General features: G+C 67.6%; 23 protein-coding genes and 2 tRNA genes. 13 read left to right on the top strand and 12 right to left on the bottom strand.

Annotated elements, in window-relative coordinates; genetic code table 11:
• Nucleotides 1–37: 37 nt before the first annotated feature.
• Together JHL17_RS12665 and lhpI are read left to right on the top strand one after the other, a co-directional pair.
• Nucleotides 38–421 (top strand): dihydroneopterin aldolase, encoded by a 384-nt coding sequence (locus JHL17_RS12665; RefSeq protein ID WP_200193568.1) that lies wholly within the window; start codon nucleotides 38–40, stop codon nucleotides 419–421.
• 33 nt (nucleotides 422–454) lie between these two features.
• Nucleotides 455–1,363, top strand: coding sequence for a bifunctional Delta(1)-pyrroline-2-carboxylate/Delta(1)-piperideine-2-carboxylate reductase (gene lhpI / locus JHL17_RS12660; protein WP_200193567.1), 909 nt, complete (start codon nucleotides 455–457; stop codon nucleotides 1,361–1,363).
• A gap of 22 nt (nucleotides 1,364–1,385) precedes the next feature.
• Here the strand turns inward: lhpI and JHL17_RS12655 are convergent, their stop codons facing one another.
• Nucleotides 1,386–1,964 carry a hypothetical protein gene (locus tag JHL17_RS12655; protein WP_247893496.1) on the bottom strand — a complete coding sequence of 193 codons (579 nt, stop codon included), beginning with the start codon at nucleotides 1,962–1,964 and terminating at the stop codon, nucleotides 1,386–1,388.
• A 217-nt stretch (nucleotides 1,965–2,181) separates the two neighbouring features.
• Between JHL17_RS12655 and JHL17_RS12650 the strand changes: the two genes are divergently transcribed.
• The 3 genes from JHL17_RS12650 (at nucleotide 2,182) to JHL17_RS12640 (ending at nucleotide 3,256) form a co-directional block, all read left to right on the top strand.
• Nucleotides 2,182–2,257: transfer RNA gene (locus tag JHL17_RS12650), tRNA-Asn, on the top strand.
• 4 nt (nucleotides 2,258–2,261) lie between these two features.
• Nucleotides 2,262–2,338 (top strand) — tRNA-Asp (locus tag JHL17_RS12645).
• Nucleotides 2,339–2,509: 171 nt separating this feature from the next.
• Entirely contained in the window at nucleotides 2,510–3,256 is a 747-nt protein-coding gene (locus tag JHL17_RS12640; protein WP_200193563.1) for a glucose 1-dehydrogenase, read from the top strand.
• Nucleotides 3,257–3,353: 97 nt separating this feature from the next.
• On the opposite strand, the gene JHL17_RS12635 is transcribed toward JHL17_RS12640, so the two are convergent.
• Together JHL17_RS12635 and JHL17_RS12630 are read right to left on the bottom strand one after the other, a co-directional pair.
• Nucleotides 3,354–3,986 (bottom strand): DUF3306 domain-containing protein, encoded by a 633-nt coding sequence (locus JHL17_RS12635; RefSeq protein WP_200193560.1) that lies wholly within the window; start codon nucleotides 3,984–3,986, stop codon nucleotides 3,354–3,356.
• On the bottom strand, nucleotides 3,979–4,560 hold the full coding sequence (locus JHL17_RS12630) for a DUF3305 domain-containing protein (protein WP_200193558.1): 582 nt from the start codon (nucleotides 4,558–4,560) through the stop codon (nucleotides 3,979–3,981). Before JHL17_RS12630 ends, JHL17_RS12635 begins: the two co-directional genes overlap by 8 nt.
• A gap of 170 nt (nucleotides 4,561–4,730) precedes the next feature.
• Here JHL17_RS12630 and JHL17_RS12625 point away from each other — a divergent pair, with 170 nt between their 5' ends.
• Nucleotides 4,731–5,150 (top strand): hypothetical protein, encoded by a 420-nt coding sequence (locus JHL17_RS12625; RefSeq protein WP_200193557.1) that lies wholly within the window; start codon nucleotides 4,731–4,733, stop codon nucleotides 5,148–5,150.
• A 5-nt stretch (nucleotides 5,151–5,155) separates the two neighbouring features.
• Here the strand turns inward: JHL17_RS12625 and JHL17_RS12620 are convergent, their stop codons facing one another.
• Together JHL17_RS12620 and JHL17_RS12615 are read right to left on the bottom strand one after the other, a co-directional pair.
• On the bottom strand, nucleotides 5,156–5,977 hold the full coding sequence (locus JHL17_RS12620; protein WP_247893495.1) for a phytochelatin synthase family protein: 822 nt from the start codon (nucleotides 5,975–5,977) through the stop codon (nucleotides 5,156–5,158).
• Between the two features lie 291 nt (nucleotides 5,978–6,268).
• Nucleotides 6,269–9,421, bottom strand: coding sequence for a carbohydrate-binding domain-containing protein (locus tag JHL17_RS12615; RefSeq protein ID WP_200193553.1), 3,153 nt, complete (start codon nucleotides 9,419–9,421; stop codon nucleotides 6,269–6,271).
• 435 nt (nucleotides 9,422–9,856) lie between these two features.
• Here JHL17_RS12615 and JHL17_RS12610 point away from each other — a divergent pair, with 435 nt between their 5' ends.
• The 6 genes from JHL17_RS12610 to JHL17_RS12585 all read left to right on the top strand — a co-directional run bounded on the left by JHL17_RS12610 (nucleotide 9,857) and on the right by JHL17_RS12585 (nucleotide 15,472).
• Nucleotides 9,857–10,984: an AI-2E family transporter gene (locus JHL17_RS12610; RefSeq protein ID WP_200193551.1), complete on the top strand. Its 1,128-nt coding sequence runs from the start codon at nucleotides 9,857–9,859 to the stop codon at nucleotides 10,982–10,984.
• Nucleotides 10,985–11,116: 132 nt separating this feature from the next.
• Nucleotides 11,117–11,914: a phosphodiesterase gene (locus JHL17_RS12605; RefSeq protein WP_200193549.1), complete on the top strand. Its 798-nt coding sequence runs from the start codon at nucleotides 11,117–11,119 to the stop codon at nucleotides 11,912–11,914.
• Between the two features lie 247 nt (nucleotides 11,915–12,161).
• A complete protein-coding gene (locus JHL17_RS12600; RefSeq protein ID WP_247893494.1) occupies nucleotides 12,162–12,629 on the top strand; it encodes a DUF305 domain-containing protein in 468 nt (155 codons plus the stop codon).
• A complete protein-coding gene (locus JHL17_RS12595; protein ID WP_200193547.1) occupies nucleotides 12,626–14,089 on the top strand; it encodes a YncE family protein in 1,464 nt (487 codons plus the stop codon). The genes JHL17_RS12600 and JHL17_RS12595 overlap by 4 nt, the downstream gene beginning before the upstream one ends.
• 88 nt (nucleotides 14,090–14,177) lie before the next feature.
• Nucleotides 14,178–14,696, top strand: a complete 519-nt coding sequence (locus tag JHL17_RS12590; RefSeq protein WP_200193545.1) for a sigma-70 family RNA polymerase sigma factor — start codon at nucleotides 14,178–14,180, stop codon at nucleotides 14,694–14,696.
• Nucleotides 14,693–15,472 (top strand): anti-sigma factor family protein, encoded by a 780-nt coding sequence (locus JHL17_RS12585; RefSeq protein ID WP_200193543.1) that lies wholly within the window; start codon nucleotides 14,693–14,695, stop codon nucleotides 15,470–15,472. The genes JHL17_RS12590 and JHL17_RS12585 overlap by 4 nt, the downstream gene beginning before the upstream one ends.
• Nucleotides 15,473–15,580: 108 nt before the next feature.
• On the opposite strand, the gene hppD is transcribed toward JHL17_RS12585, so the two are convergent.
• Nucleotides 15,581–16,654 carry a 4-hydroxyphenylpyruvate dioxygenase gene (gene hppD, locus JHL17_RS12580; RefSeq protein WP_200193541.1) on the bottom strand — a complete coding sequence of 358 codons (1,074 nt, stop codon included), beginning with the start codon at nucleotides 16,652–16,654 and terminating at the stop codon, nucleotides 15,581–15,583.
• Between the two features lie 136 nt (nucleotides 16,655–16,790).
• On the opposite strand from hppD, the gene JHL17_RS12575 reads away from it, so the two are divergent.
• Nucleotides 16,791–17,270: an Lrp/AsnC family transcriptional regulator gene (locus JHL17_RS12575; RefSeq protein ID WP_200193539.1), complete on the top strand. Its 480-nt coding sequence runs from the start codon at nucleotides 16,791–16,793 to the stop codon at nucleotides 17,268–17,270.
• Between the two features lie 36 nt (nucleotides 17,271–17,306).
• Here JHL17_RS12575 and JHL17_RS12570 read toward each other — a convergent pair whose 3' ends face one another.
• From JHL17_RS12570 to JHL17_RS12545, 6 genes are all read right to left on the bottom strand, one after another.
• Nucleotides 17,307–18,455, bottom strand: coding sequence for a glycosyltransferase family 4 protein (locus tag JHL17_RS12570; RefSeq protein WP_200193537.1), 1,149 nt, complete (start codon nucleotides 18,453–18,455; stop codon nucleotides 17,307–17,309).
• Nucleotides 18,456–18,457: 2 nt separating this feature from the next.
• Nucleotides 18,458–19,699, bottom strand: coding sequence for a glycosyltransferase family 4 protein (locus JHL17_RS12565; RefSeq protein WP_200193535.1), 1,242 nt, complete (start codon nucleotides 19,697–19,699; stop codon nucleotides 18,458–18,460).
• Nucleotides 19,696–20,991 carry a glycosyltransferase family 4 protein gene (locus JHL17_RS12560; RefSeq protein WP_200193533.1) on the bottom strand — a complete coding sequence of 432 codons (1,296 nt, stop codon included), beginning with the start codon at nucleotides 20,989–20,991 and terminating at the stop codon, nucleotides 19,696–19,698. The genes JHL17_RS12565 and JHL17_RS12560 overlap by 4 nt, the downstream gene beginning before the upstream one ends.
• Nucleotides 20,992–20,997: 6 nt before the next feature.
• Nucleotides 20,998–21,963, bottom strand: a complete 966-nt coding sequence (locus JHL17_RS12555) for a GDP-L-fucose synthase family protein (RefSeq protein ID WP_200193531.1) — start codon at nucleotides 21,961–21,963, stop codon at nucleotides 20,998–21,000.
• Between the two features lie 172 nt (nucleotides 21,964–22,135).
• Entirely contained in the window at nucleotides 22,136–23,131 is a 996-nt protein-coding gene (locus tag JHL17_RS12550; RefSeq protein WP_200193529.1) for an NAD-dependent epimerase/dehydratase family protein, read from the bottom strand.
• Between the two features lie 33 nt (nucleotides 23,132–23,164).
• A complete protein-coding gene (locus tag JHL17_RS12545; RefSeq protein ID WP_200193527.1) occupies nucleotides 23,165–24,520 on the bottom strand; it encodes a nucleotide sugar dehydrogenase in 1,356 nt (451 codons plus the stop codon).
• Nucleotides 24,521–24,572 lie beyond the last annotated feature (52 nt).

The raw sequence follows: 24,572 nt of genomic DNA, 5'->3' as shown, positions 1-24,572 counted from the left end.
TGGCAGCGGTGGCGCCGCCGTGCTAGGGCTGTCGCCCATGAACAAGCTCTTCGCCACCGTCACCGCCCCGGTGCCGCGTTCGGCCCCGGCCGCGCTGTCCACCCGTTGTTTCGTGCGTGATCTCGTGATGGACGCGCTGATCGGCGTCTATGCCCATGAGCGGCGGAAGCCCCAGCGCATCCGCCTGAACCTGGATCTCGAGGTGATCGCTCCCGGCGTCACCGGCGAGGACATGGCAACGGTCGTCAAGGGCATCGTCACCCAGGGCCACGTCACGCTGGTGGAGACGCTGGCCGAGCGCATCGCCGAGCGCTGCCTTGCCGACGCGCGGGTGACGCAGGCCAAGGTGCGGGTGGAGAAACTGGACGTCTTCCCCGACGCCGCCAGCGTCGGGGTGGAGATCGAGCGCGCCCGCGCCTGACCGTTTCGCCCCCAACGAAGGAAGCCGCCTCCCGTGTCCCCGCTCGCCGTCCTCACCGCCGAACAGACCGCCGCCCGTCTTCCCTTTCCCGCCCTGTGCGTCGCGGTGGCCGCCGCCGCGCGCGATTATGCCGCCGGCCGCATCACCAGTCCGGAACGGCAGGTGCTGCCGCTGCCCGAAGGCGGGGTCCTGCTGTCGATGCCGGCCACCGCGGCGGACATCGCCATCCACAAGCTGGTCAACGTCAATCCCGGCAACGGCGCCAAAGGGCTGCCGACCATCCATGGGGTGGTGAGCGCCTTCGACGCCCCGACCGGCGCGCCCCGGCTGATCCTGGACGGGCCGACCGTCACCGCGCGCCGGACCGCCGCCGTGTCGATGCTGGCGATCCGAACGCTGGTTCCGGCGGCGCCGCGCCATGTCGCGCTGCTCGGCGCCGGCACCCAGTCGGCGGGCCATGTGGCGGCCCTCGCCGCGCTGTATCCCGGTATCCGCATCGACATCCACAGCCGCAGCCTGGAGACGGCTGCCGCCTTCTGTACGGCGCAAGGCGGGCCGGGGGTGGAGTTGCGGCCGATGAGCGGCCCGGTCGACCCGGCCGCGGACGTGGTGATCGCGCTGACCACCAGCCTGTCCCCGATCTATGACGAGACGCCACGCCCGGACCGCCTGCTGGTCGGAGTCGGCGCCTTCAAGCCCGAAATGGCGGAGTTCGGCCCGACCGCCGTCCATGGCAGCGAGCTGTTCGTCGACGACCCCGCCGGCGCTCGCCACGAGGCCGGCGACTTCATCCAAGCCGGAGTGGAGTGGGCCGGGGTCAAGTCACTGGTCGATGCGCTGGACGGCCAAGCGACGCAGGGGCGTCCGCGCCTGTTCAAGAGCGTCGGCTGTGCCGCCTGGGACTTGGCCGCAGCACGCTGCGCATTGGGGCAGGCCGTGTAAGCCGGCCCCTCGGCACATTGCATCACCGCCGCAGCGGCACCGCCCGCTTCACCAGCCGGCGGTCCATGTCGGCGCTTGTCACCGTCGGCTCGCCCAGGCTGCGCATGGCGAAGGCGAAGGTATCCATCACCCGGTCCAGCACGATCTCCTGGTCGTCCGGGCGGCGGCTGACCGACACCACGGCATAGCCGGCGGCACGGGCCACCGCCGGTTCGCCGCGCAGGCCGCGCAGGCCCCAGCCGGCGAGCGCATCCTTGCAGCGGAACAGCTCGGCGGCGAAGCCGCCGGCCGACTGGGTCCGGCCGACCACATAGGCGGCGGCGACCGCCAGCGGTGCCAGCAGCCCGTCCCAATCCAGGCAATCCTCCCGCCCGACCCACACGCCGCCGACCGAGCAGGCGGCGGCGCCGATCGCCTCGCCCAGACCGGCGCGGAAGGCACGCAGGCTCGCGACCGCGTCCGCCGCCGGCATCGGCTCCACCCGGCGTCCCTCCGGCATCAGCATCAGCCGGCCCGCCCACTCCGACGAGGGCGGCAGCTGTTCGGTCAGGCGCGCGAGCAGCGCCTCGCGGGCGGCAGCGAAGGGGACGACCTCGGACATCGGGGCCTGCGGCAATGGTGGGGAGGGGAGGGCGAGAAAAAGCCTGAGTTGCCGCGAACTGTCAAGAGCGAGCCTGCGCACTGGCAACCCATGGCTGCGGCCCTGGCGCGTTGTCACAGGTCATGGGCGTGAAAACGGTCCCTTCGGGAAAAAATGCGAAGCTTCATGTTTTTCCACTTGCCAGGGTTCGCTGGCGGTTTTATAAGGCGGCCTCCGTTCCCGGTTAGCTCAGTTGGTAGAGCAGCGGACTGTTAATCCGCTTGTCGCTGGTTCGAGTCCAGCACCGGGAGCCATTACGCGGGTGTAGCTCAGTTGGTTAGAGCGCCGGCCTGTCACGCCGGAGGCCGCGGGTTCAAGTCCCGTCACTCGCGCCATTCTCCTTTTCCATCCAAATCGACGCATAGCTCCATCGCGACTGCCCCACCGGGCGGCTTCGCGCTATCATGCGTCCTTCGCCGTGTTCACGATGCGGCCGATGGCGCCGGTTCCCTGTTGTACGGAGTCCACGCGCCGAACGGCCGCGCACAGCCGGGGAGGAACCGCTTATGCGTTTGTCTGACAAGGTCGCCGTCGTCACCGGTGGCGGATCGGGTTTCGGCGAGGGCATCGCCCGCCGTTTCGCCGCCGAAGGGGCCCGCGTCATCGTCGCCGACCTGGACGAGGCGGCGGCCGGCCGCGTCGCCGACAGCCTGGGCGAGACGGCGCTCGCCGTCCGCGCCGACGTCGCGGTGGGGGAGGATTACGAGGCGATCGTCTCCGCCGCGCTCGGCGAGTTCGGGCGGCTCGACATCCTGGTCAACAATGCCGGCTACACCCACCGCTACGGCTCGATGCTGGACGTGGACGAGGCCACCTTCGACCGCATCTATGCCGTCAACGTGAAGTCGATCTATCACGGCGCGATCCATGCCGTGCCGGTGTTCCGCGCCCAGGGCGGCGGCGTGATCCTGAACATCGCGTCGACCGCTGGTCTCAGGCCACGGCCGAACCTGACCTGGTACAACGGCTCGAAGGGAGCGGTCATCACCCTGACCAAATCGATGGCGGCGGAACTGGCGGCTGACAATGTCCGCGTCTGCGCCATCGCCCCGGTCGCAGGCGAGACCGGCATGCTCCACCGCTTCATGGGGCAGGACACGCCGGAACGCCGCGAGCAGTTCCGCAGCAGCATCCCGCTCGGCCGCCTGTCGACCCCCGGCGACATCGCCAACGCCGCGCTCTACCTGTGCTCCGACGAAGGGAATTTCCTGACCGGCGTGTGCCTGGAGGTGGATGGCGGGCGATGCATTTGAGGGTGTTCAGTCCACCATTTGGCATCTCTCTCCCCTTGGGAGAGGGAGATGCATGGCGTGGATTCTCGGGCCAGGCACGCGGTGCGTCCCCCTCACCCTAACCCTCTCCCCGGGGGGGAGAGGGGATTGGTGCCTGATCCGAAGATGCCTCATGTCGCATCGGCAGCGGCGGGCTGACGTCGTTTCGAAGCTGATCTTCGCCGCCGACGGGAAGCCCCTCCGATCCGCCTGTGGTGGCGGTCTGCGAGGACTGAGGCGAATGTCCGACATCGGCCATCTCCGCCTCAACCGCCTCTTCATCCTCCCGCCTCTCGTCCGGCAGCACGGCGTTCAGCAGGCGTGCGATGTCGTCGGTGGGGCGCAGGGCGCCATAGCCTGGCGCGTTGTAGTCCCAGTCATATTCGGCGAAGCCGCGGAACCCGGCGATCACCGGGTCGCTCGCCCAGGCCTTCCTCAACGCCTGGCGGCGCAGGTCGGCCGGCACGTCCCGGCGGAGGAAGCCGGTGTAGTCGCTGCCGGCATCCAGGCTGTCGAGCGGAGGCAGGTCGGGTAGCTCCGGCGCCTCCTCCCCGGACTTCGCCGGCAACGTGGCGGATGCCTCCCCGGCCGGCTCCGGCAGCGGCGATCCGGGCATCGACGGTTCGGGCGGGGGCTCCTCCGTCCGCACCTCGCGTTTCAGCCGCGACCAGCGGCCGAGGAAGCCTTCCGCCTCTTCGATGCGCTCAGCCATGCCGCGGCAGCCCCGTCCTGCGGCGCAGGGCCAGGGCTTCCGGATCGGCGCGGTCGCGCTTGCGCTTGTGGAAGGGGCGCTCGACGAAGTGGCGGGCGACGAAGCCGTCCATCCACAGCACCAGCGGGATGGGGAGCGGCAGCGCCTCGATCACGTCGTCGCCGGCTTCGGCATGGGCGTCGATCTCGCCGGGATCGGCGGTGACGGCCAGCAGCCGAACCCCCGGCGCCGGGCCGCCCGGCCGCAGGATGACGTAGGCGCTGGGGCTGCCGCCGTCGAGATTGTGCTTGTAGTTTTCCGCCTCGGTCGGGAACAGGGCGATCTCGGCGGTGCCGGCGTAATGCCGGGTCCAGTCCGGCCTTTCGGCCAGCACGCTCCAGTCCGGCAGGGTAGGGTCGGCCGGCACCAGCATCACCGGCTGCCAGCGCGCCTCGATCCAGGGATTGTCGACGCGCCGCCGTTCCACCACCACGCCGACGCTGCGCCGTTCGGCGCGGTCGGGCGGCGAAGTCGGGGCCGTGGAGGCCGGGGCTGCGGAGGGGGCGGTGGAGGACGGCGGGAACTCGCTGGGCATTGTCGGTGTTCCTGATGGGCTGGGACCGAACGGCCGAAGCCGGACTCTGTCCCCGGTACAACGCGCCGGCAGCCGTTTGGTGCCACGGCGCGCGGTGCTCCGACGGCTTTCCCCGAAAGGTTCGAAAGGCCCGAGGGTCGAAGGCCCAGGATCGAAGAGAAGGATGCGTCATGCGTAAGATCGCCGCCGCCCTGCTGCTGTCGGGCCTTCTGTCGGGCGTGCCTCTGCTTGCCGCGGTCGCGCAGCAGCAGAACCAGCAGCAACCCGAATCGGGTCAACCCGCGGCGGCACCTGTCGAGTCCGGATCGAAGGAGTCGGCCGGCGATGCGCTCGCGCGGGATGGCAAGGTCCAGGAAAGCCAGGATCCGCATCCCACGGCGCAGGGAACCAAACCGCCGAACCCGTCCAGTTCCGCCGCCACCGGCAGCCAGGAACTGCAGCAGGCGCTCGCCGACGTGCGCCGGGCACCGCCCGACCTGAACGGCAACCCGGTGCCTCGCCCGAACCAGTGGGCGAGCGAGCCGGATCAACCGAACGAGCCGACGCGGTCGCAGAACCCGTCCGATCTCACCAGCCAGGAGGTGAAGTAGGATCGCTAACCCGATACCCGACGGCTGCGGATTCGGATCAGGCCGCTGCCGTCCGGGTCGGCGCGGTCGGGCTTCAGCATGGCGTCGAGCAGGCGGGCATCGCTGGTCCAGTAGGGCACGTACCAGGCGCGGTCCGGGTCCATCACCAGCGCCCGCCCGGTCGCGGCGTCGTAGGCGCCCAGCGGTGCGATGTGGCCGACGCCGACATCGCCGGTCAGGGTGCCCTGGTCGAAGGCCAGCAGGATGATGTCGTCGGCGTTGCGTTCGTTCTCGGCCAGGATGCGGCGCAACTCCGCCAAGGTGGCGGGGGAGGCATCGCGCGGGCGCCAGACCTCGACGTCGGCGTCGATGCCGTAGGCGCCCAGGCTGCGGCGGACATAGGTGATCAGTTCGCCGAAGGAGACGCCTTCGCCGTCGTCGGCGGTGGCGGCGCGCCAATGGTCGTCGTCCAGCCGGTTCAGCACGTCCCGGGCGGTCACCAGCCGCTCCGACGCCAGCCCCGGCAACCCGCGGAGCGCATTCAGCATCATCGTCACGCTGGCCAGCGAGCAGGAGGCGCTGGTCGTCTGCGGCACGTAATAGGGGCTGAGCGCCCAGTAATCCGGCGCGGGGGCGCTGCGGACATAGTCGGTGGCGCGGGTGATCGGCACCGCGTCGGGACCGAATTTCGGCTTCAGGTCCTCCTGGGCCACCTGGGTGGTGGCCTTGACGGTCCCCTGGTTGGTTCCCTGGGCCAGGGCGGGCACTGCCGGGCAGGCGGTCCACAGCAGGAGGCCGGCTCCCAGAACCTTCGCCACGGCTCCTGCGGTCCACTTCGCTTGCATCATCGGAAACGGTCTCGGTCTGTCCGGTCTGGAGTTGGAACGCGCCGCGTTCCTTCCGGAGCGCGGCGCGGCCTGCATATGGTGCGCTGCAAGGCGGGAGCCAAGCAGGGGGCACGGCTGCGGCGATTGCGCTTGTGCCGGCCCCCCGAAGGGTCCCTCGGAATGGGTTCTCCTCGAACGCATGTGGGCGAAGCCTCCCTTGCTCGACCTTCGAGCAAAACAGGCTCCGCCCACCGCAGGGGCCGGTGCGTCGGGGGCGTACCCCCGATGCGCCGGCTTATCGGGATCGCGCGATCAGACGCCGTCCCAGAAATGCTCCAGCCCGACCAGGCCGACGCCCTCGGCGCCCATCTTGGCCCAGGCGAGGTCATGGATGCCCATCGCGAAGGCCGGCGAGGAGGCCTGGAGCGAATAGTCGCCCCAATAGGCGTTGGTGAACATCGGCTTGGCGATCACGTCGTGGTCGCCGTATTTCGGCACGTTGTAGACGAGGTTGTTGTCGATGACGAAGTCGTTGGCGCTCAGCAGCTCCATGTAGTCGTCGAGCGGCAGGGTCCCCATCACCACGTTCTTGGTGATCGTGTTGTTGTGGGGATCGCCGGCGGTGCCGTGGACCGGCTGCCATTCGATGCGGATGAAGTCTTCCTTGTTGCTGGCGATGACCGCGAAGTTGTTGGTCACCACGTTGTTGTCGCCGCCATGGATCTGCACCGAGGCCCAATCGGCGTCCTTGATGAAGTTGTCCTTGACGGTGATGCCGCCGGCCATGTCGTCCAGATAGATGCCGAAGCCCTTCTGGCCGTACATCCAGCTATCCTGGGCGCTGGTGGCGAGGCCGTTGGCATGCTCGATCCGGTTGCCCTGGATGATCATGCCGGTGTTGGCGCTGGAGCGGCCCAGGACCTCGATGGCGCCGCCGTCGGCGGTCTCCAGGCCGGTGTAGGAGATGTTGTTGTACTGGACGACGTTGTTGTGGTTCACCGTGTCGGTGGTGCCGCCGTAATCCTTGAACGAGATGCCGTAGCGGGCGCTGTGGTCGATGTCGTTGTTGGAGATGACGTTGTTGTCGACGCCGGTGCCGAAGATGCCGGACACCGCCTTGCGCACTTCGCCGATGTTGCTGATGCTGTTGGCATAGATGCTGTTGCCGTTGCTGCGGCCGTCCATCTCGATGCCGTTTTCCGCCAGATGATTCAGCGTGTTGTGGGCGATCTGGTTGTTGGACGAGGCCGCCGTCAGCTTGATCGCGGTGCCGACGTTCAGGAAGCTGTTGTCGCTGATGTGGTTGCCGCTGGACTTGGTCAGCAGCAGGGCGTCGCCGCCGGTGGTGGTGTTCTTGAAGGTCAGCCCGTCGATGGTGACGTTGTTGGCGCCGTTCAGCTTGATCAGCGTGTCGAGCCGCGGCACCTCCACCCCGGTCGACGCGAAGCCGGAGCTGGCGGCCTTGTACAGCAGCTTGCCGTCCGACGCGCGCCAAGCGAACTCGCCGGCCTGGTCGACATAGGCGGCGTTGTTCAGCAGCTTGTAGGTGGTGCCTTCCGCGAAGGGCAGGGAGGCGCCGTTCTTCAGCATGATGGTGCGGGTGGAGGCGTTGAAGCTGGCGATGGTGCCCAGCGTGTCGCCCAGCCGTTCGGCATCCATGATCTGGATCAGCGTGCCCGGCTGGATATCGGCGGCGGTCACGTCGGTGCCGTGCGAGCGGATGGACCAGCCGCTGGGGCCGCCCGAGGCGGCATCGGCGAAGTGCCAGCCGCTGGTGACGTCGGAGGCGTCGTAGGCGAACTTTTCGGCCAGATGCTGGCGGACGTCGCCGACGATCAGGTCGAGGTTGCTGGCGCTGCCGAGCTTGGCCGAATAGAGGCCGTTGCCCTCGCTGGTGAAGCCCTTCACCACCTCGCCGCCGCTGAGCACCGGCTTCTCGCCCGGATAGTTCTGGAAGCTGTGGCCGTTGTCGAGCGCGGTCAGCTCCAGCGTCTTGGCCAGGTGATAGGTGCCCTCGCGGACATAGGTGGTGTCGACGGCCGGGTTGGCCCGCATGGCGGCCTGGGCCTTCTCCAGGCTGGCGAAGGGGCCGTCGGTGCCGTCGGCGTTCGGGGCCGACAGCTTGCCGGACCAGCTGTCCTTGCCGTTGGCGGCGACGTAGAAGGCCGGCTTGGTCGGAGCGGTCGGAACCGGGGTCTGGGTGGAAGGCGTGTTGCTGAACAGGTCGACGCCGGCCTTGATGTTCAGGGCACCGCCCCAGTAGAGGCCTTCCTGGCCCTTGACCACGTCCTTGCCGTCGACCGCGCCCTTGTCATAGGTGACGATGCTGTCGGTGGCGGCGACGGTGTGGCCGTTGATGGAGACCGACTTGACGAACAGGTTGCGGTCGACGCCATTGACGGTGGCGTCGTTGTCGTACCAGACCTGGACGGTGTGGGCCTTGGTCGGGTCGATGTCGGCGGTGAATTTATAGCCGGTGGTGGTCGCCGCCGCCTTGGCGTCGCCGATCACCTGCCCGTCGACCAGCAGCTTGAAATGCGCCGCCTGACCGCCGGCCGAGGTGCCGTAGGCGTTGACGACGATGTCCACCGACTTGGAGGGCGGCGGCGGGGGCGGCGGGACATAGGCGCCGCCGAAATACTCCTCCGGCACGCCGAAGGTCAGCGCCCCGCCCCAGAACAGCCCCTCCTGGCCGGCGACGACGAACTTGCCGTCCACCGGACCCTTGTCGTAGGACGCCATGTCGGAGGTCGAGGCGATGGTCTTGCCGTCGATGTTGATCGACTTGACGAACAGGTTGCGGTCGACCCCGTTGACGGTGGCGTCGTTGTCGTACCAGATCTGGATCTTGTGGGCCTCGTTCGGATCGACCTTGGCGGTGAAGCTGTAGTCGGTGGGCGAGGTGGCGCTGACCCAGGCATCGCCGACCACCTGATCGTCGACCAGCAGCTTGAAATGCGGCGCCTGACCGGCGGCGCTGTTGCCATAGGCGCTGACCTTGATGGTCGTGGTCATGCTGGCGGCCGGCTCGGCATCGGGCACCGTGGCGGCGGACGGGAACAGCGTGGCAGGCAGCGGAACGTTCAGCGCGCCCGGCCAGTACATTTCGGTCTGCCCGGCGATGACGTTCAGGCCGTCGACCTTGCCGGTGTCGTACTTGACCGACGGGTCGATCGACAGGATGGTCTTGCCGTTCACCTCGAACGACTTGACGAACAGGTTGCGGTCCTCGCCGTTAACCGTGTCGTCGTTGTCGTAGACCAGCTGCAGCGCATGCGCCTTGTCGGCCGGCACGTTGGCGGTGAAGACGTAACGCGACTGGGTGGCGGAGGCGACGGTGGCTTCACCGATGCTGGTGCCGTCCAGAAGCAATTGGAAATGCGGCCATTTTCCGTCGGCGGACATGCCCCAGGCATTGACCGCGAAGGTGACCTGGATGGTGCCGTCCGAATTGGTGGTAGCCATTTTGGAACTCCGCTTTATGGGTATCGCCTTGTTCCGCAGGCTCGTCTGTTAGGCTTAATCGGGTACTAACACTTATGGTTAGGAAATTATGAATTAGGGCGTTTCCCGTGGCAGGATTGAGACAAAAAACGGACGATCGTTTTTTATTCGAATCAGAGAAAAATGAAACTACGCCAGGACGATGAAGCTGGCAGACCGAGGCAGGCAGTTTTTGCCCAGTTACCTCCGGCTTGGCGGTTTCCATTTGGCGGGAGCCTTGTAGAAGAAGAGCCGAGGCCTCTTTCTTGGGTGAGCCGACTTGGCAATGACGACGGAGAACGTCTTCATGCCGTCCTAGCAAGCGAATGGAACCGGGAGCCATGGTTCCGCGTCTAGAACGAGCGTCCTTGCGGCGCACGGTGCGACGTGCGGAGGGCGATCGGCGTGGACAGCGGCATGGGTGACGGCAAAGCCAGCGAACGGGGACGCGTCGACCGGGTCAGGCTTGCGCTCTGGCTGCTGGGCATTCTTGCCGGGGCAGCATCGCTGTGGGTGTTGCAGGCGGCGGCCTCGATCCTGATTCCGCTGGTGTCCGCCTTCTTCGTCGCCGTCGCGGTGGCGCCGGTCGGCCGCTGGGTGCGCGACCGGGTGCCGCGCCGGCTGTCCTGGCTGGGACTGGCAGCGTCGATGCTGCTGATCCTGACCATCATCGCACTCTTTTTCGGCTCCATCGCCTTGGTGGCGCAGCGCGTGGCGGAGGATTTCCCGCAATATGCGGACGCCCTGGGAAAGCTGTGGGCCAAGGCGAACCACTGGATCCAGGGCGCCAAGGCCGATCTAACGGCGCAAGCCGGGCAGGGGAGCGCCGATCAAGGAAGCGGGCAGGGGAACGCGGCGCCGGTTGATCCGATCACCGGCTTCGCCAAGGCGGCCCTGTCCTCCGCCGGGCAGACTGTCTCGGTCCTGGTGATGACCGTCTTCCTGTCGCTGCTGATGCAGATGGAAGCCCCGGTCTGGCGCGAGAAGATCATCATCACGCTCGGCCGCGAGCGCTGCCGTATGGCGGTGGAGGCGGTGACCGCCATCGCCCAGCAGTTCCGCCGTTATCTGGTGGTCAGCAGCGTGCTGGGGCTGATCACCGGCGCGCTGTATGTCGGCTGGCTGTCGTTGTTCGGGGTGGATCTGGTCCTGCTGTGGGGCTTCCTGGCTTTCCTGCTGAATTACGTGCCGGTGGTGGGGTCCGTGGTGGCGGGGGCGCTGCCCGTCCTGCTGACCCTGGCGACGCAGGATGCCGGCACGGCGATGGCGGTCGCCGCCGGCCTGCTGGTGATCGAGCAGGTGATGGGCAACTTCGTGGCGCCCCATATGCAGGGCAAGCAGCTGGCGATCTCGCCCCTGGTGGTGATGGTCGCGCTTCTGCTGTGGAGTTGGCTGTGGGGGGCCGCCGGGGCGTTGCTGGCGGCCCCGATGGCGGTGCTGATCGCCATCACCCTGAACCACGCCGAAGCGCTGCGGCCCTTCGCCATCTTCATGAGCGACCAGAGCGACCGCGAACGCTTCGACGCCCACACACGCCCGGAATGAGGGCCGGCGGCTGGATGGGGATAGGGCACGCCGGTCCGGGCCCTTCATCATCACCAGCAAGTTTGCCGTTGGACAGGTCGTGGCATGCGTGCTTGGCTCACGCATCATCCGATGCCCGGGAAACAGCGAAGCATGATCATTGCACAGCTATCGGATCCACATCTACAACCGCATGGCGTCCTCTATCAGGGGGTCGCGGACTCGAACGGAATGTTCCGGACGGCGGTTGAACAGATCAACCGTCTGATGCCCCGGCCCGACCTTGTGCTCTTGAGCGGCGACGTGGTGGATGGGGGAACGATGGCCGAGTATGCCGTCGCACGGGAACTGCTTGGAGAACTCCAGCCGCCCCTGCTGCTCATTCCCGGCAATCACGACGAACGCGAGGCTTTCCGGTCGAGCTTCGCCGATCACGATTACCTGCCCGCGACGGGACCGCTCCACTTCAATGTTCGAAACCGTGGTCCCGTCCGGGTGATCGGGCTGGATGTGACCATCCCGGGGCGTCACCATGGCGACATGGATGACGCCGCCGCGGCTTGGCTGGAAGAGACGCTGGCATCGGAGCCGACCCGGCCCACCCTCATCATGATGCATCAGCATCCCTTCAGCAGCGGGATTCCCTACATCGACGAGTATAGCTGCCGGAGAGGCGAGCGGCTTTCCGCCATCGTCGGGAAATATCCTGCCGTCGAGCGGATCCTGTGTGGGCACATCCACCGGTTCATGCAGCTGCGCTTCGGAGGAACGATGCTCTGCACGGCACCGAGCACGACGACGGCCATCGCGCTCCGCCTTCAGCCTGATGCGGTCCCGGCCTCCTATATCGAGCCACCGGCCTTTCTCCTGCACCATTGGACAGCCGGCAGTGGCCTCATTACCCATATGGTGCCGATCGGGACGTTCGCCGGTCCATACCCTTTTGCCTGATGGTCGAGACGACAGGAAACCTGACGGAAGACTGACGGTTCCATGTTGCGCTGAACTGACAGTTTAGCTTTGCGCGTACAGGTTGAAAACGCATAAGTAGAATTATGGAAATTATTGGCGGGTTTCATCGCCTGCGGAAAATAATCGGAGGCACGCGGAATAATCGGGCGGTCGGCCAGTCCACCCCGTCAAGACCGCGACGAGACAGACCGAAGAGCCTCTCATGCGATATCCGATATTGGCAGCCTTGGCCGTCGCCCTGGCAATGGGAATGACGGCGCCGATGCCTGCCGACGCCCAAAGCGCCGATCCACTCACCGCCGGGGCGGCCACCGCATCGGCGCTCGACGACGAAGCGCCCTTTCTTGCGGAAAACGACACCGCCATGGACAGGATGATGTCCGGCATGGCGGTGAAGCCGACGGGCGACGTCGACGCCGATTTCATGGCGATGATGATTCCCCACCATCAGGGCGCGATCGATATGGCGCTCGCCGAACTGCGCTACGGGAAAAACGAACAGCTCCGGCGCATCGCGCAGGAGATCATCGTCGAGCAGCAGCAGGAGATCGCCGCCATGCGCATGGCCTTGGGCCAGCCGCTGCCGCCCTCCGCGCCGGTGCCGACCCAGGTTCCGCCTCAATCCCCGGCCTCGCAGACCCCTCCGTCTCCGATGCACATGCACATGCACATGAAAGAGGGTCAGTCCCGATGAAGAGTCGTCTGCTTTCCACCCTGGCGCTGATCGCCGGCTCCATGCTTGCCGGACATCTGCCCGCCTATGCCGGGCAAGCGCCCTACGCCAGCACGGCGCCGGATTTTCCGATCAGCCACCGCGATCGCATCTACGCGGCCGAGCAGTTCTCGAACACGGTTTCGGTCATCGATCCCGTCGATAACAGGTTGCTCGGCGTCATCCGTCTGGGAGACACGCAGCCGGCGAATTTCAGCCCGCTCTACAAAGGGCAGGTCCTGGTCCATGGCATGGGCTTCTCCCCCGACCGCAAGACCATCGCGGTCGTGTCGATCGGCTCCAATTCGGTCAGCTTCATCGACACGGCCACCAATGCGGTCAAGCACGTCACCTATGTCGGGCGCTCGCCCCACGAGGCGTTCTTCACCCCGGACGGCAGCGAGGTCTGGGTCACGGTGCGTGGCGAGGACTACGTCGCCGTCCTCGATGGCAAGACCTTCGAAGAGAAGACCCGCATCAAGACGCCGAACGGGCCGGGCATGCAGATCTTCTCGCCGGACGGAAAATACGGCTATGTCTGCTCCTCGTTCAATCCGGAGACGGATGTCGTCAGCGTGGCAGATCACCAGATCGTCGCCCGCATCCAGCAGGCCAGTCCATTCTGTCCCAACATCGCGGCGACCCCGGATGGCCGGCAGGTCTGGTTCACCCTGAAGGATGTCGGCAAGACGCAGGTCTTCAACGCCCAGCCGCCTTTCGACCTGATCAAGACGCTCGATACCGGACCGATCACCAACCACGTCAATTTCGCGCACAACGCCAATGGCACCTTCGCCTACGTCACCATCGGCGGCCTGAACGAGGTGAAGGTGTTCCGCACCGACAGCTTCGAGCAGGTCGCGACGATTCCCGTCGGCAACCTGCCGCACGGCATCTGGCCATCCGGCGACGGCAGCCGCATCTATGTCGGGCTGGAGAATGCGGACGGGATGACCGCGATCGACACCGTGACCAACACGGTGATCGCGACCGTGCCGATCGGCCAGGCGCCGCAGGCGATCACCTATGTGCCCGATGCCGTGCCCGAAGGTGCCGGAACCGAGAATCTGACCCCGCTCGGGGTCGCCGGGCAGGCGACGCACCTCGACCTCGCGGTCTCGGCGAACGGAAAGCCCGGCAAAGCCGTCACGACGGTGTCGTTGTTCGACCAGGGGCTGATCCAGGTTCTCCAGGCCTCCGTGACGAATCTCGAACCCAAGAAGCCCTATGTGCTGGCGCTGGCCGAGACCGAAACCGGCCACGGCGCGCTGCAGCCGCTCGCCGCGTTCATGACGAATCCGGCCGGATCCGCGATCGTCAACGCGGCGGGACCGATCCGGCAGATCGTGCAGAACACCGTGAAAGCCGAGAAGCGGTATCTGGCCATAACCGAGGGCACGGCGGCACAGCCCGGCGCCGTCGTGCAAATCCAGGCACGGTGACATCCGGCCGGCCCGCCTTCCGACCGGAGGCGGGCCGGCCCAAATCTCGGTGTTCCGATTCTCAGTCTTCATGGTCGCATGATGTCCGATGATGATCGAACTGCTTGAACCCCTCATACCGGCGCTTCGCCGATACGCGCGCTCGCTGCTTCGCGATCGCACGGCGGCCGACGATCTGGTCCAGGACTGCCTGGAACGCGCCATCGCCCATTGGAACCAGCGTCGGGTCGACGGCGACACCCGCAGGTGGGTCTTCACCATCCTGCACAACCTCGCCATGACGGAATTGAAGCGCAGGTCCGCAAGATCCTCCGACCTCGACGTCGAGTCCGCCGAAAACTGGCTTTCGACCCCCGCGTCCCAGGAAGATGGCCTGCATCACCGCGCCCTGCTGCGTGCGCTCGAAGCACTTCCCGAGGACCAGCGCGCGGTCATTCTGCTCGTCAGCATCGAAGACCTGTCCTATGCGGATGCGGCAAAGATTCTCGATGTTCCGATAGGGACCGTGATGTCACGATTGTCGCGTGCGCGCGAAAAGCTGCTGAAGAGCATCAGGGAGATGCCGGCCGAACCGGCCGGACGATCCCATTTGCGGAGGGTGAAATGATCAGCCGCCCGATCACCGAGGACGATCTCAACGCCTTCGTCGACCAGCGCCTCGATTCCGTTCGGCAGGCCGAGGTGGCGGCCTATCTGGAAGCCCATCCCGACGTGGCGGAGCGCGTGACCGGCTACGCCGCTCAACGCGACGATCTGAGAGCCCTCCTCCTGCCGATCGCCGACGAGCCGGTGCCTGCGGCACTCAACGTCAGACACATCGCGGAACGTCACGGCCGCCGATCCCGCCTGCCGTGGTGGGCCGCCGCGGCGGCGGCCGTATTGATAGGCTTCGGCGGTGCCGGCGGCTGGACGCTGCGGGGGTTGTCCGATCCGCCGTTGCAGGGCGTCGCCTCGCTCGGCCAGGAGGCCGCGGACAATTACGTCGTCTACGGCCCCGACCGCCTCCGTCCCGTCGAACTGCGCGCCGGCGCCGGCACCGAACTTGCCGATTGGATTTCCTCCCGCCTGGGGCGGCAGGTCGGAGTTCCGGACCTTGAGGCGTCGGGCTACCGTTTCATGGGCGGACGCGTCGTCGCGACCCCGCACGGGCCGGCGGCGCTCTTCATGTACGACAATGACCATGGTATGCGTCTGGTCATGCTGAGCCGTCCCATGACGGTCGATCGCGACGTCCCGATGCAGCCCTTGAGCCAGCCGGCGGCCAGCGGCTTTTCATGGGCGGCCAAGGGCATGGGCTACAGTCTGGTCGGCCCCGCCGACGCGCAGGCGCTCCTGCATCCCATCGCCGACGAGGTGCGGCGCCAAATCGGAAACGATGTGTAAGGCCGCTCAAGGGCCGGGCCGCGCAGGGCCGACCGACGATGCGAGAACGCCGCCCGGCCCTGCGCGGCCGGACGGCGTTCTCCAAGCCATGGATGGCGAACCGACCCGTCAGGCCGCATCCTCGCTCAGGACGCCGCGGCGGATCTGGTCGAGTTCGATGGATTCGAACAGGGCCTTGAAGTTGCCCTCGCCGAAGCCTTCGTTGCCGATGCGCTGGATGATCTCGAAGAAGATCGGGCCGATGACGTTCTGGGTGAAGATCTGCAGCAGCAGTCCCTGCCCTTCCGTCGGGGCGCCGTCGAGCAGGATGCGGTTGGCCTGCAGACGCTTCAGATCCTGGCCGTGGCCGGGCACCCGGCCGTCGACCCGCTCGTAATAGGTGTCGGGCGTGTCCTGGAACGGTGTGCCCAGGCCGCGCATCGTCTCTACGGTGTGGACGATGTCGTCGGTGCCGAGCGCCACGTGCTGGATGCCCTCGCCCTTGTAGTCGCGCAGATATTCGACGATCTGCGACTTGTTGTCGGCGGACTCGTTGATCGGGATGCGGATCTTGCCGCAGGGGCTGGTCATCGCCTTCGACCGCAGGCCGGTCAGCTTGCCTTCGATGTCGAAATAGCGGATCTCGCGGAAGCCGAACAGGCGGGTGTAGAAGCCGGCCCATTCCTCCATCCGTCCGGTGTGGACGTTGTGGGTCAGGTGGTCGATGTAGGTCAGGCCGGCGCCCTTCGGATGCTGGTCCACCCCGGGCAGCGGCACGAAATCGACCTCGTAGATGCTGCCGCGCTCGGCGTAGCGGTCGACGAGGTAGATCAGCGAATCGCCGATGCCTTTGATGGCGGGGATGTTCAGCTCCATGGCGCCGATGCGGGTCTCGACCCCCCAGGCGCCGAGGTCGAGCGCGCGGCGGTAGGCGAAGGCGGCGTCGGCGACACGGAAGGCGATGGCGCAGATCGACGGCCCATGCTGGGCGGCGAAATTGCGCGGGAAACCCGACGGCTCGGCATTGACGATGAAGTTCACGTCGCCCTGGCGGTAGAGCGTCACGTCCTTGGACCGGTGGCGGGCGATGGCGGTAAAGCCCAACTGCTCGAACAGGCGGCCGAGCGCCACGGTGTCCGGCGCGGTGAATTCGATGAACTCGAATCCGTCGGTCTTCATCGGGTTTTCCCACATGTCGGCCATGATCGCCTCTCCCTTGGGTTTCTCTGCGATCAGTATGCCGGACTGTCCGTGGAAATAGCTTTCAAAGTGAGGCAGGCACACCTATGATTTTGGCAGGATTTTCCATCCTCGTGCCGCATCAAGGAGAAACTTGTCGTTGCCGGCTAGTCTATCGGAAATCGACGTCAAACTCCTGATCGCCCTGCAGGAGGATTCGCGCCTGACCGTGCAGGAGCTGGCCGACCGTGTCGGCACCTCCGCATCCTCCTGCTGGCGCCGTCTGAAGTCGCTTGAGGAAACCGGGGTGATCCGCCGCTACACGGCGCTGGTCGATCCCAAGGCGGCGTCGGTCGGCGAATGCGTCTTCGCCCATGTGACGCTCGACCATCATTCGGCCGAGACCGCCGCCGTCTTCATCGACGCGGTGCGCAAGCGGCCGGAGGTCCTGGAATGCTACGCGGTGTCGGGCGATGCGGACTATCTGCTGCGGGTCGCGGTGCAGGCCATCGCCGACTACAACCGCTTCCTGGAAGAATTCGTCTTCCAGTTGCCTTTCCAGGTCCGCATCCGGTCGAACTTCGCCCTGAAGGAAATCAAGTTCGAGACGGCGCTGCCGCTGGGGGGCGGAGCGTCGTGACGTGCTTGCCCCACCTTTACTCCCCTTTCCTTCCCCCTACCCGGCCACCCGGCGCTTGGCCGGCACCGTGGCGGCGGCGGCGGCTGGATGCGGACCGGCGATGCGGTCGAGCAGCAGATCCAGGCCGCTGCGGCTGGTCTCGTAGGCGACGCGCGCGCGGGTCAGCGTCTGCGCCGAGGCGCCGGCGAGCGCCTCGCGGTCGTCGGCCCAGGCCGACAGGATCGGCAGGGCCGCCTTGACGAAGTCGGCATCCTGCGGCACCAGCCCGTCGGCCGGGATATCGGACCCGATGCAGCCGCGCTCATAGGCCAGGACCGGCACCCCGGCCGCCATCGCCTCGAACAGGACCAGCGGCTGCGCCTCGTTGCGGTAGCGGGTCGGGAAGACGAAGACGTCGATGTCGCGGTAGAAGGCATCCTTGGCGTCGCCATGGACCGGACCGTGATACTCCACCGCCCCGTCGAAGGCCATCAGCCCGGCGGCGATCATCGCGTTGTCCTTCGGCTTCAGCCCTGGGCCGGCCAGCACCAACCTGGCGTCCACCCCCTCGATCTGCAGGGCGCGCAGCAGGGCGAACAGCGTGTCCAGCCCCTTCTCGCTGCACAGGTTCGACAGGTGGCCGATGCGCAGGGGGCCGTCGCGCCGCGGTCGCGGGGCGGCCCCCGGAGCGGAGAAGATGGCGTTCGACATGGTCATGCAGGTGCGTGCCGCCGGATAGACCGACTGGAAGCGCATCTGCATCGCCGGGCACAGCAGCACATGGGTGCAGTCAGTCCCGGCGATCCGGGTCAGCAGCCGCATCCGCCAGGTCGGTTTGCTGATGGTGGCGAAGGAATGATGGTGCAGTACCCGCTCGTAACCGAACAGCCGCGCGGTACCGGCGAGTGCCGCGGTGTAGAGCGCCCCCCAGCCCGAATCCACCGGCATGTAGAACCGGCGGTCGGCTTTCCGCAGCCCGGCGGCGAGCCGGCCCATGGTGCCGAACACCCGCGTCATCTTCCGCAGATGGTAGGCGATGCCGCCGCCGTTCCAGCCGGGCGACAGGTCGGCGACCTCCACGCGGCCGCGCCCCCGCATGCGGTCCTGCAGACGCTCCAGCACCAGGGCTGTCACCCGGCTCATTCCGTCCACCGGTGGCGGCAGGCGTCCGGAGACGACCACATGGGTGCGCGCGTTCCGTTCCATCGTCAACTCCCGGTCAGTGCCGCTCCGGTGGACCGGCCATGCTGGCCGCCCTCCGGAGCGGCGGAATAGTCGGACACATGGTCCGTGTCCGCGCTGCGCTCCGCCTTCGGGCCCCCCAGCGCAACCACGGCCTTCTCCACCGACAGGGCGAAGAAACTGGCGTCGGCCAACTCCTGGAACGGCCGCCCGTTCAGGCTCAGGCGGCGCCATTCCTCCTCGTCCGCCGCGACCGACAGCATGTAGCGCGCCAGCCCCTCGGGGTTGTCGGGCTCCACGATGTGGCCGTTCAGCCCGCTGCGGATCAGCACGTCGCGGGCGCCGCACTGGTCGGACAGGATGGTCGGCACTCCCATGGCCAGGGCCTCGTTCACCACCAGGCCGAACTGCTCCTCCAGCGACGGCAGAAGCAGGCAAAGCGTGGACCCCAGCGTCTCGGCGATCCCCTTCTCCTGCAGGAAGCCACGGAAGATGATCGATCCGTCCAGCCCGCGCCGCGTCACCTCGGCCCGCAATTCGGCCTCCAGCGGACCGGATCCGCAGAGGTGCAGCGGGCGGGCGGCCGGACCGGCCAGCCGCCGGTAAATGTCGTAGGCTTCGACCGCGCGGAACAGGTTCTTCTTCGGGACGAAGCGCGCGATGATGGTGAAGTGGCGGTCGGCGAAGGGTACTCCGCCAGGGGCCGGCTCCATCCCGGACAGGCGGCGGATGCGGTCCAACGACAGCGTGTCGTATCCGATGTAGAGCCTGTCCTTCGGGAGTCCCAACAGGCGGAAGTAATCCACCGTGCGGTGGCTGCCGCCGATCCCCGCCTGATAGGGGGAGTAGAAGACGCTCTTCACCATTTCGCGCCACAGGACGCGCGGCTTGTCGTCGTATTTGGACGCGTTCATGTTGATGACCTTGCGCCCCATCAGCCGCATGGTCAGGGCGAGCGCGAAGACGTCCGGATCCTCGTAATGGCAGAGGAAGACATAGCGCGCGTCGACACGCCGGCATTCGCGCAGCAGGGCGCGGTACACCTCCGCCTTGGACAGGTCGGCCTTCGACCGGCCGGGGAACAGGGTGACCTTGCGGAAGTTCTGGCCCGTTCCGGTCGAATCCCAGGCGTAGGTGTGCGATTTCGATCCGACCTCCAACCCGACCACGTCATAGGCATGGCCAAGCCGGCGGCCGACCGCCTCCAGCCGGTCCATGTGGTAGGGGCCGAACATCTCCCAACTGAAGACCAGCGCGGGCTTCTTCATGCTGCCTCTCCCAACAGAAGGCGGGCGTAGCGGTCGAGCGCCACGGCGCGGGTGGCGTTCGCTTCCACCCAGGCGCGGCCGCGGCGGCCCATGGCGGTGGCGCGGGCGGGGTCCGACAACAGGGCCGCCACCGCCTCGGCCATCGCGCGCGGTTCCTCCGGCGGGGTGCAGAGGAAGGCGCCGACCTGCGCCTCCAGCGCGGCGAGCGCCGATCCGGGCAGGCAGGTGCTGACGAAGGGCCGGCCGGAGGCGAGGATGGTCACCGCCTTGCCCGGCATGGCGAAGGCCGCCCCCTCGGGCCGCTGCGGCACCAGATGGACGTCGCCTTCCGCCATCGCCTCGTTCAGCTGGTCCTTGGGGGCCAGCGGCTCGAAGATCACGTTGCCGAGCCCCATGGCGCGGGCACGCGACTTCAGCTCCTCCTCCAAACCGCCCTGCCCGCGCAGCCTGACCCGCGCCTGCGGCATCAGCGCCGCCAGATATCCTGCCATGTCCAGCACCTGCTCCAGACCCTGCTTGCGGGCGAAGGCGCCGCTGTAGAGGGCCGTCGGCGGCTGGTCGGGGCGCGGCAGCGGATAAACCGCGTCGGCGTCGACATGGGGCGGGATCACATGGATCGGCTTGGTGACGCCCAGCTCCTCCAGCACGCCGCGCATCGGCTCCGACAGCACGACGATGGCGTCGGCGCGGTTCAGCGCCCTGCGCTCCATGGCGCGGATCGCCTTGACCGCCGCCTTGCCGCCCATCCCCAGCGCCCCGGCGAGGCCGGACTGGATGTCGTGGACGATGGCGACATGGCGGCCGCCCGGTGCCTTGAAGCGGTCGGCGACCGCCACCGACAGGATCGACGGGCAGAGCGACAGCACGGCGGCGTGCCGGCCGACCCGGCCGCGGGCGCGGGCGGCGGCGAATCCGGCATGCAGCACGCCCTCGTGGATCAACCGCGCCTTCATGCCGCCGCCGGCCGGCGGGATGGTGTGCAGGCGCTCGATCAGCACCCCGTCCACCGTCTTGCTGTCCTGCGTCCCGTCGGCATAGCCGTCATAGACCGTGTTGCCGGGATAGTTGGGACGCGCGGTCAGCACCGTGGTCTCGGCCCCGGCCGCCGCGAAGGCGGTGGCGAGGTCGGTCATCATCGGCGCGCTGCCGGCCGGTTCCGGCCAATAGCTCTGCGCCACGAGCAGGAGCTCCTCCGGCACGGGCACGTCCGCCAGGGACGGCGAGCCCGGTGAAGCCTTCGAAGCCGGCCGGTCGAAGGCCGGCTGCCGCAGATGGATGGAATCGTCCGGCATCGGGCTTTACTCCGCAGCCTGTTTGGGGGCCTGGAGCCGTTCCGGAGCGGCATTCTCCAGGAACCAGGCATAGGTGCGGCGCAGCCCCTCCTCCAGCGGCACCTTCGGGCGCCAGCCGGTGGCGAACAGGCGCGACACGTCCATCAGCTTGCGCGGATGGCCGTCGGGCTTGCTCAGATCGTGGGTCAGCGTGCCGGCATAGCCGACGGTGTCGCGGATCAGCGCCGCGAGGTCGGCGATGGCGATGTCGTCGCCGGGGCCGACATTGATGATCTCCCCGCTGTCGTAATGGTCCATCAGATGCAGGCAGGCATCGGCCATGTCGTCGACATAGAGGAACTCACGGCGCGGCGTGCCGGTGCCCCACAGCGTCACCGTCGGATCGCCTGCCACCTTGGCATCGTGGAAGCGCCGGATCATGCCCGGCAGGGCGTGCGAGGTCTCCGGATCGAAATGGTCGCCGGGGCCGTACAGGTTGGACGGCATGGCGCAGATGGCGTTGAAGCCGTATTGGCGCCGGTAGGCCTGGCACATGGTGATGCCGGCGATCTTGGCGACGGCGTAGGGCTTGTTGCTCGGCTCCATCTCGCCGGTCAGCAGCGCCTCCTCCTTGATCGGCTGCTCGGCATGCTTCGGGTAGAGGCAGGAGGAGCCGAGGAACAGCAGCTTCTTCACGCCGCCGCGCCAAGCGGCGTCGATGACGTTGTTCTGGATCAACAGGTTGTCGCGGATGAAGTCGCCGCCGAAGCGGTCGTTGGCGAGGATGCCGCCCACCTTCGCCGCGGCCAGGATCACCTGATCGATGCCCTCGCGGTCGAAGAAGGCGCGCACCGCCGCCTGATCGGTCAGGTCGAGCTGCGACCGGTCGCGGATCACCAGGTCGGTGTGACCGGCCTCGGTCAGCCGCCGCAGAATGGCGGATCCGACGAGTCCCCGGTGACCGGCGACGAAGATGCGGCTGTTGCGGTCCATGCGGGCCGTCTCCTTAAGATCTTGTGCGAGCACTTGCCGCCGATTGCCCCCACCCCACCCCTCCCCCGCTGGGCGGGGGAGGGAGATTGGAGCTTTGTCGGCCTTCAGCGGCAGTCCCTCCCCCGCTCGGCGGGGGAGGTTAGGTGGGGGGCTAACGCCCCCGGACGACCCCCTACTCCGCTGCCTGCCCCATGCGACCCAGATCCGCCCGCGCCCGCTCGGCGTACCACTCGACCACGCCCGGCAGGCCGGCGGAGAGCGGGATGCGCGGGGTGAAGCCCAGCGCCGTCAGCTTGGCGATGTCGGGGCTGCGGCGGTCGGTGCCGCCGGGGGCGGCCGGGCCGGGCATCACCTGGGCCTCGCGGCCGAGGCAGGCGACCGTGCGGCGGGCGAGGTCGGCGATGGTGACCTCCTCCGGATTGCCGACATGGTAGATGCCGAGATGCTCGCCCTTGTCGACCACCGTCACGATGCCGTCGATGGCGTCGTCGATGTGGACGAAGGCGCGGGTCTGGCGGCCGTCGCCCTGGATCGGGAAGGGCACCGATCCGCTCGGGTGGCGGGCGATCGCCTCCACCGCGCGTCGGGAGAATTCCGGCACCACATGCTCCCAGCCCATGTCGGCGCCGTAGACGTTGTGCGGACGGAAGATCGCCACGCGGTCGAAGCCGCTGCGCCCCCAGTTGATCGCCAGCAGCTCCGAGATCAGCTTGGAGCCGCCGTAGCTGTAGCGGGCGTTCAGCACGTCCGGCACCACCAGCGGCACGTCCTCCGGCGTCGGCACCACCGGCGGGGTCTGGTAGGCCTCGGAGGAGGAGGCGACGACGAGGTCGCCCACGCCGTCGGCGCGGCAGGCGTCGAGCACGTTCAGCATGCCGCGCACGCCGACGTCCAGGACCACCTCCGGCTTCTCGTAGAAATGCTTGGTGCCGTTGACTGCGGCCAGATGCAGCACGCCGTCGACGCCACGCACCGCCTCGCGCACGGCGTCCGGGTTGCGGATGTCGCCCTGGACGAACTCCACGTCGTCCAGCACGCCGGCCAGCCGGCCGGTATGCCCGCGCGAATTGTCGTCCAGCACGCGGACGCGGTGGCCGTCGCGGACCAGCCGCTGGACCAGGGCGGCGCCGATGAAGCCGCTGCCGCCGGTGACGAGATAATGTTTCATGTCAGTCCAATTCCCCTTCAGGCCCGGATGTCGTCAGGCCACATGCGCGTAGCGGGCGGCCCCATGGCTGCCGAGCGACACGTAGGCGGTGCCGTCCGGCAGGTCGACGTCACGGCTGTTGAAGTTGTTCCAGAAGTCGTAGATCACGCCCGGCCGGTCCATCCGCTGGGCCAGATCCGGCAGCGGCATGGAGGTGAAGACCGGGTGGTTGTTCAGGATGACCGCCAGGTTGGCGCCGGACACCGCCTCGGCCATGTTGGCGGCCGGCTCCAGCCCGAAGGAGCGGATGTCGTCGGGGCGCACGACCGCGTCGAAGCCGCGCAGGCGGGCGGTGGGGAAGCGCTGGCGCAGCTCCTCCAGCACCGGCTTGGCCATGGTGCCGCGCAAATCGTCGGTCGCCGGCCGGCCCTTGAAGGCGAGGCCCATCAGGCTGATGATCGGCGTCTGCGGGAAGCCCTGCATGGAATTGGCGAGCTTGCCGAGGAAGTCGGCGACCTCGACCGGCTGGCTTTCGTTGACCAGACGGCCGGCGGCGGTGATCGCCATCTCGACGCCGACCTCGCGCGCCGCCTCGATCAGGATGTGGGGGTCCTTCTCCAGGCAGGGGCCGCCGACCGGACCGGGCAGCGGCAGGTTGGTCCGCGGATAGCCCAGCTTGCCGGCGCGCGCCACCTCGACCGCCGAAATTTCCATGGCGTTGCACAGCTTGGCGATCTCGTTGGAGAAGGCGAAGGTGACGTCGCGGTAGGTGTTGTCGACCAGCTTGATCAGCTCCGCCGTCTCCAGGGTGGAGACCTTGACGGTGGTCGGCGTCAGGAAGCCGAAGATCTGCGCGGCGCGGGTGGCGACGTCCAGGCTCTCCGCCCCGATGATCTGCGGCAGCTGGTTCAGTTCCAGCAGGGCCTGGCCTTCCAGCGTGCGCTCCGGGCAGAAGGCGATGTCGAACTGCTTGCCGGTGGCGCGCAGGATCGGCGCCACGACGTTGCGGGTGGTGCCCAGCTTCACGGTGGAGCGCAGGATGACCAGATCGCCGTCATGCAGGCTGCTGGCGACCTGACGGGTCGCCGCCTCGATCATGTCGGTGCGGACCCGGCCGTCCTTGCTCAGCGGCGTGCCGACCGTGATGATGAAGACGCTGGCCTTGCTGCAATCCTCCTGATTGCGGCTGAAGGTGAGCCGGCCGCGCGCCATGACGTGGCGCAGCTTCTCGGTCAGGCCCGGCTCGTGGAAATGCGGGTCGCCCTGGCCGAGCTTGTCGAGCACGTCCTGCCGCACCTCGACCCCGTGCACCTGGAAGCCGGCGTCCGCCATCGCCACCGCCAGCGTCAGGCCGACATAGCCGAGCCCGAGGACGCAGACGTTACGATCGGAAAAAGTCTTGGGAAGCATCGTCGCTCCTGCCGTTTGCTGATGACCCGCCACTTGCGGCGAGCCGCCGAGA

The sequence above is a fragment of the Azospirillum endophyticum genome, assembly GCF_016595245.1.
GTDB classification, from domain to species: Bacteria; Pseudomonadota; Alphaproteobacteria; order Azospirillales; family Azospirillaceae; genus Azospirillum; species Azospirillum endophyticum.
Note: the sequence above shows the minus strand (reverse complement) of the source record. Positions and strands in the feature narration are given on the sequence as shown.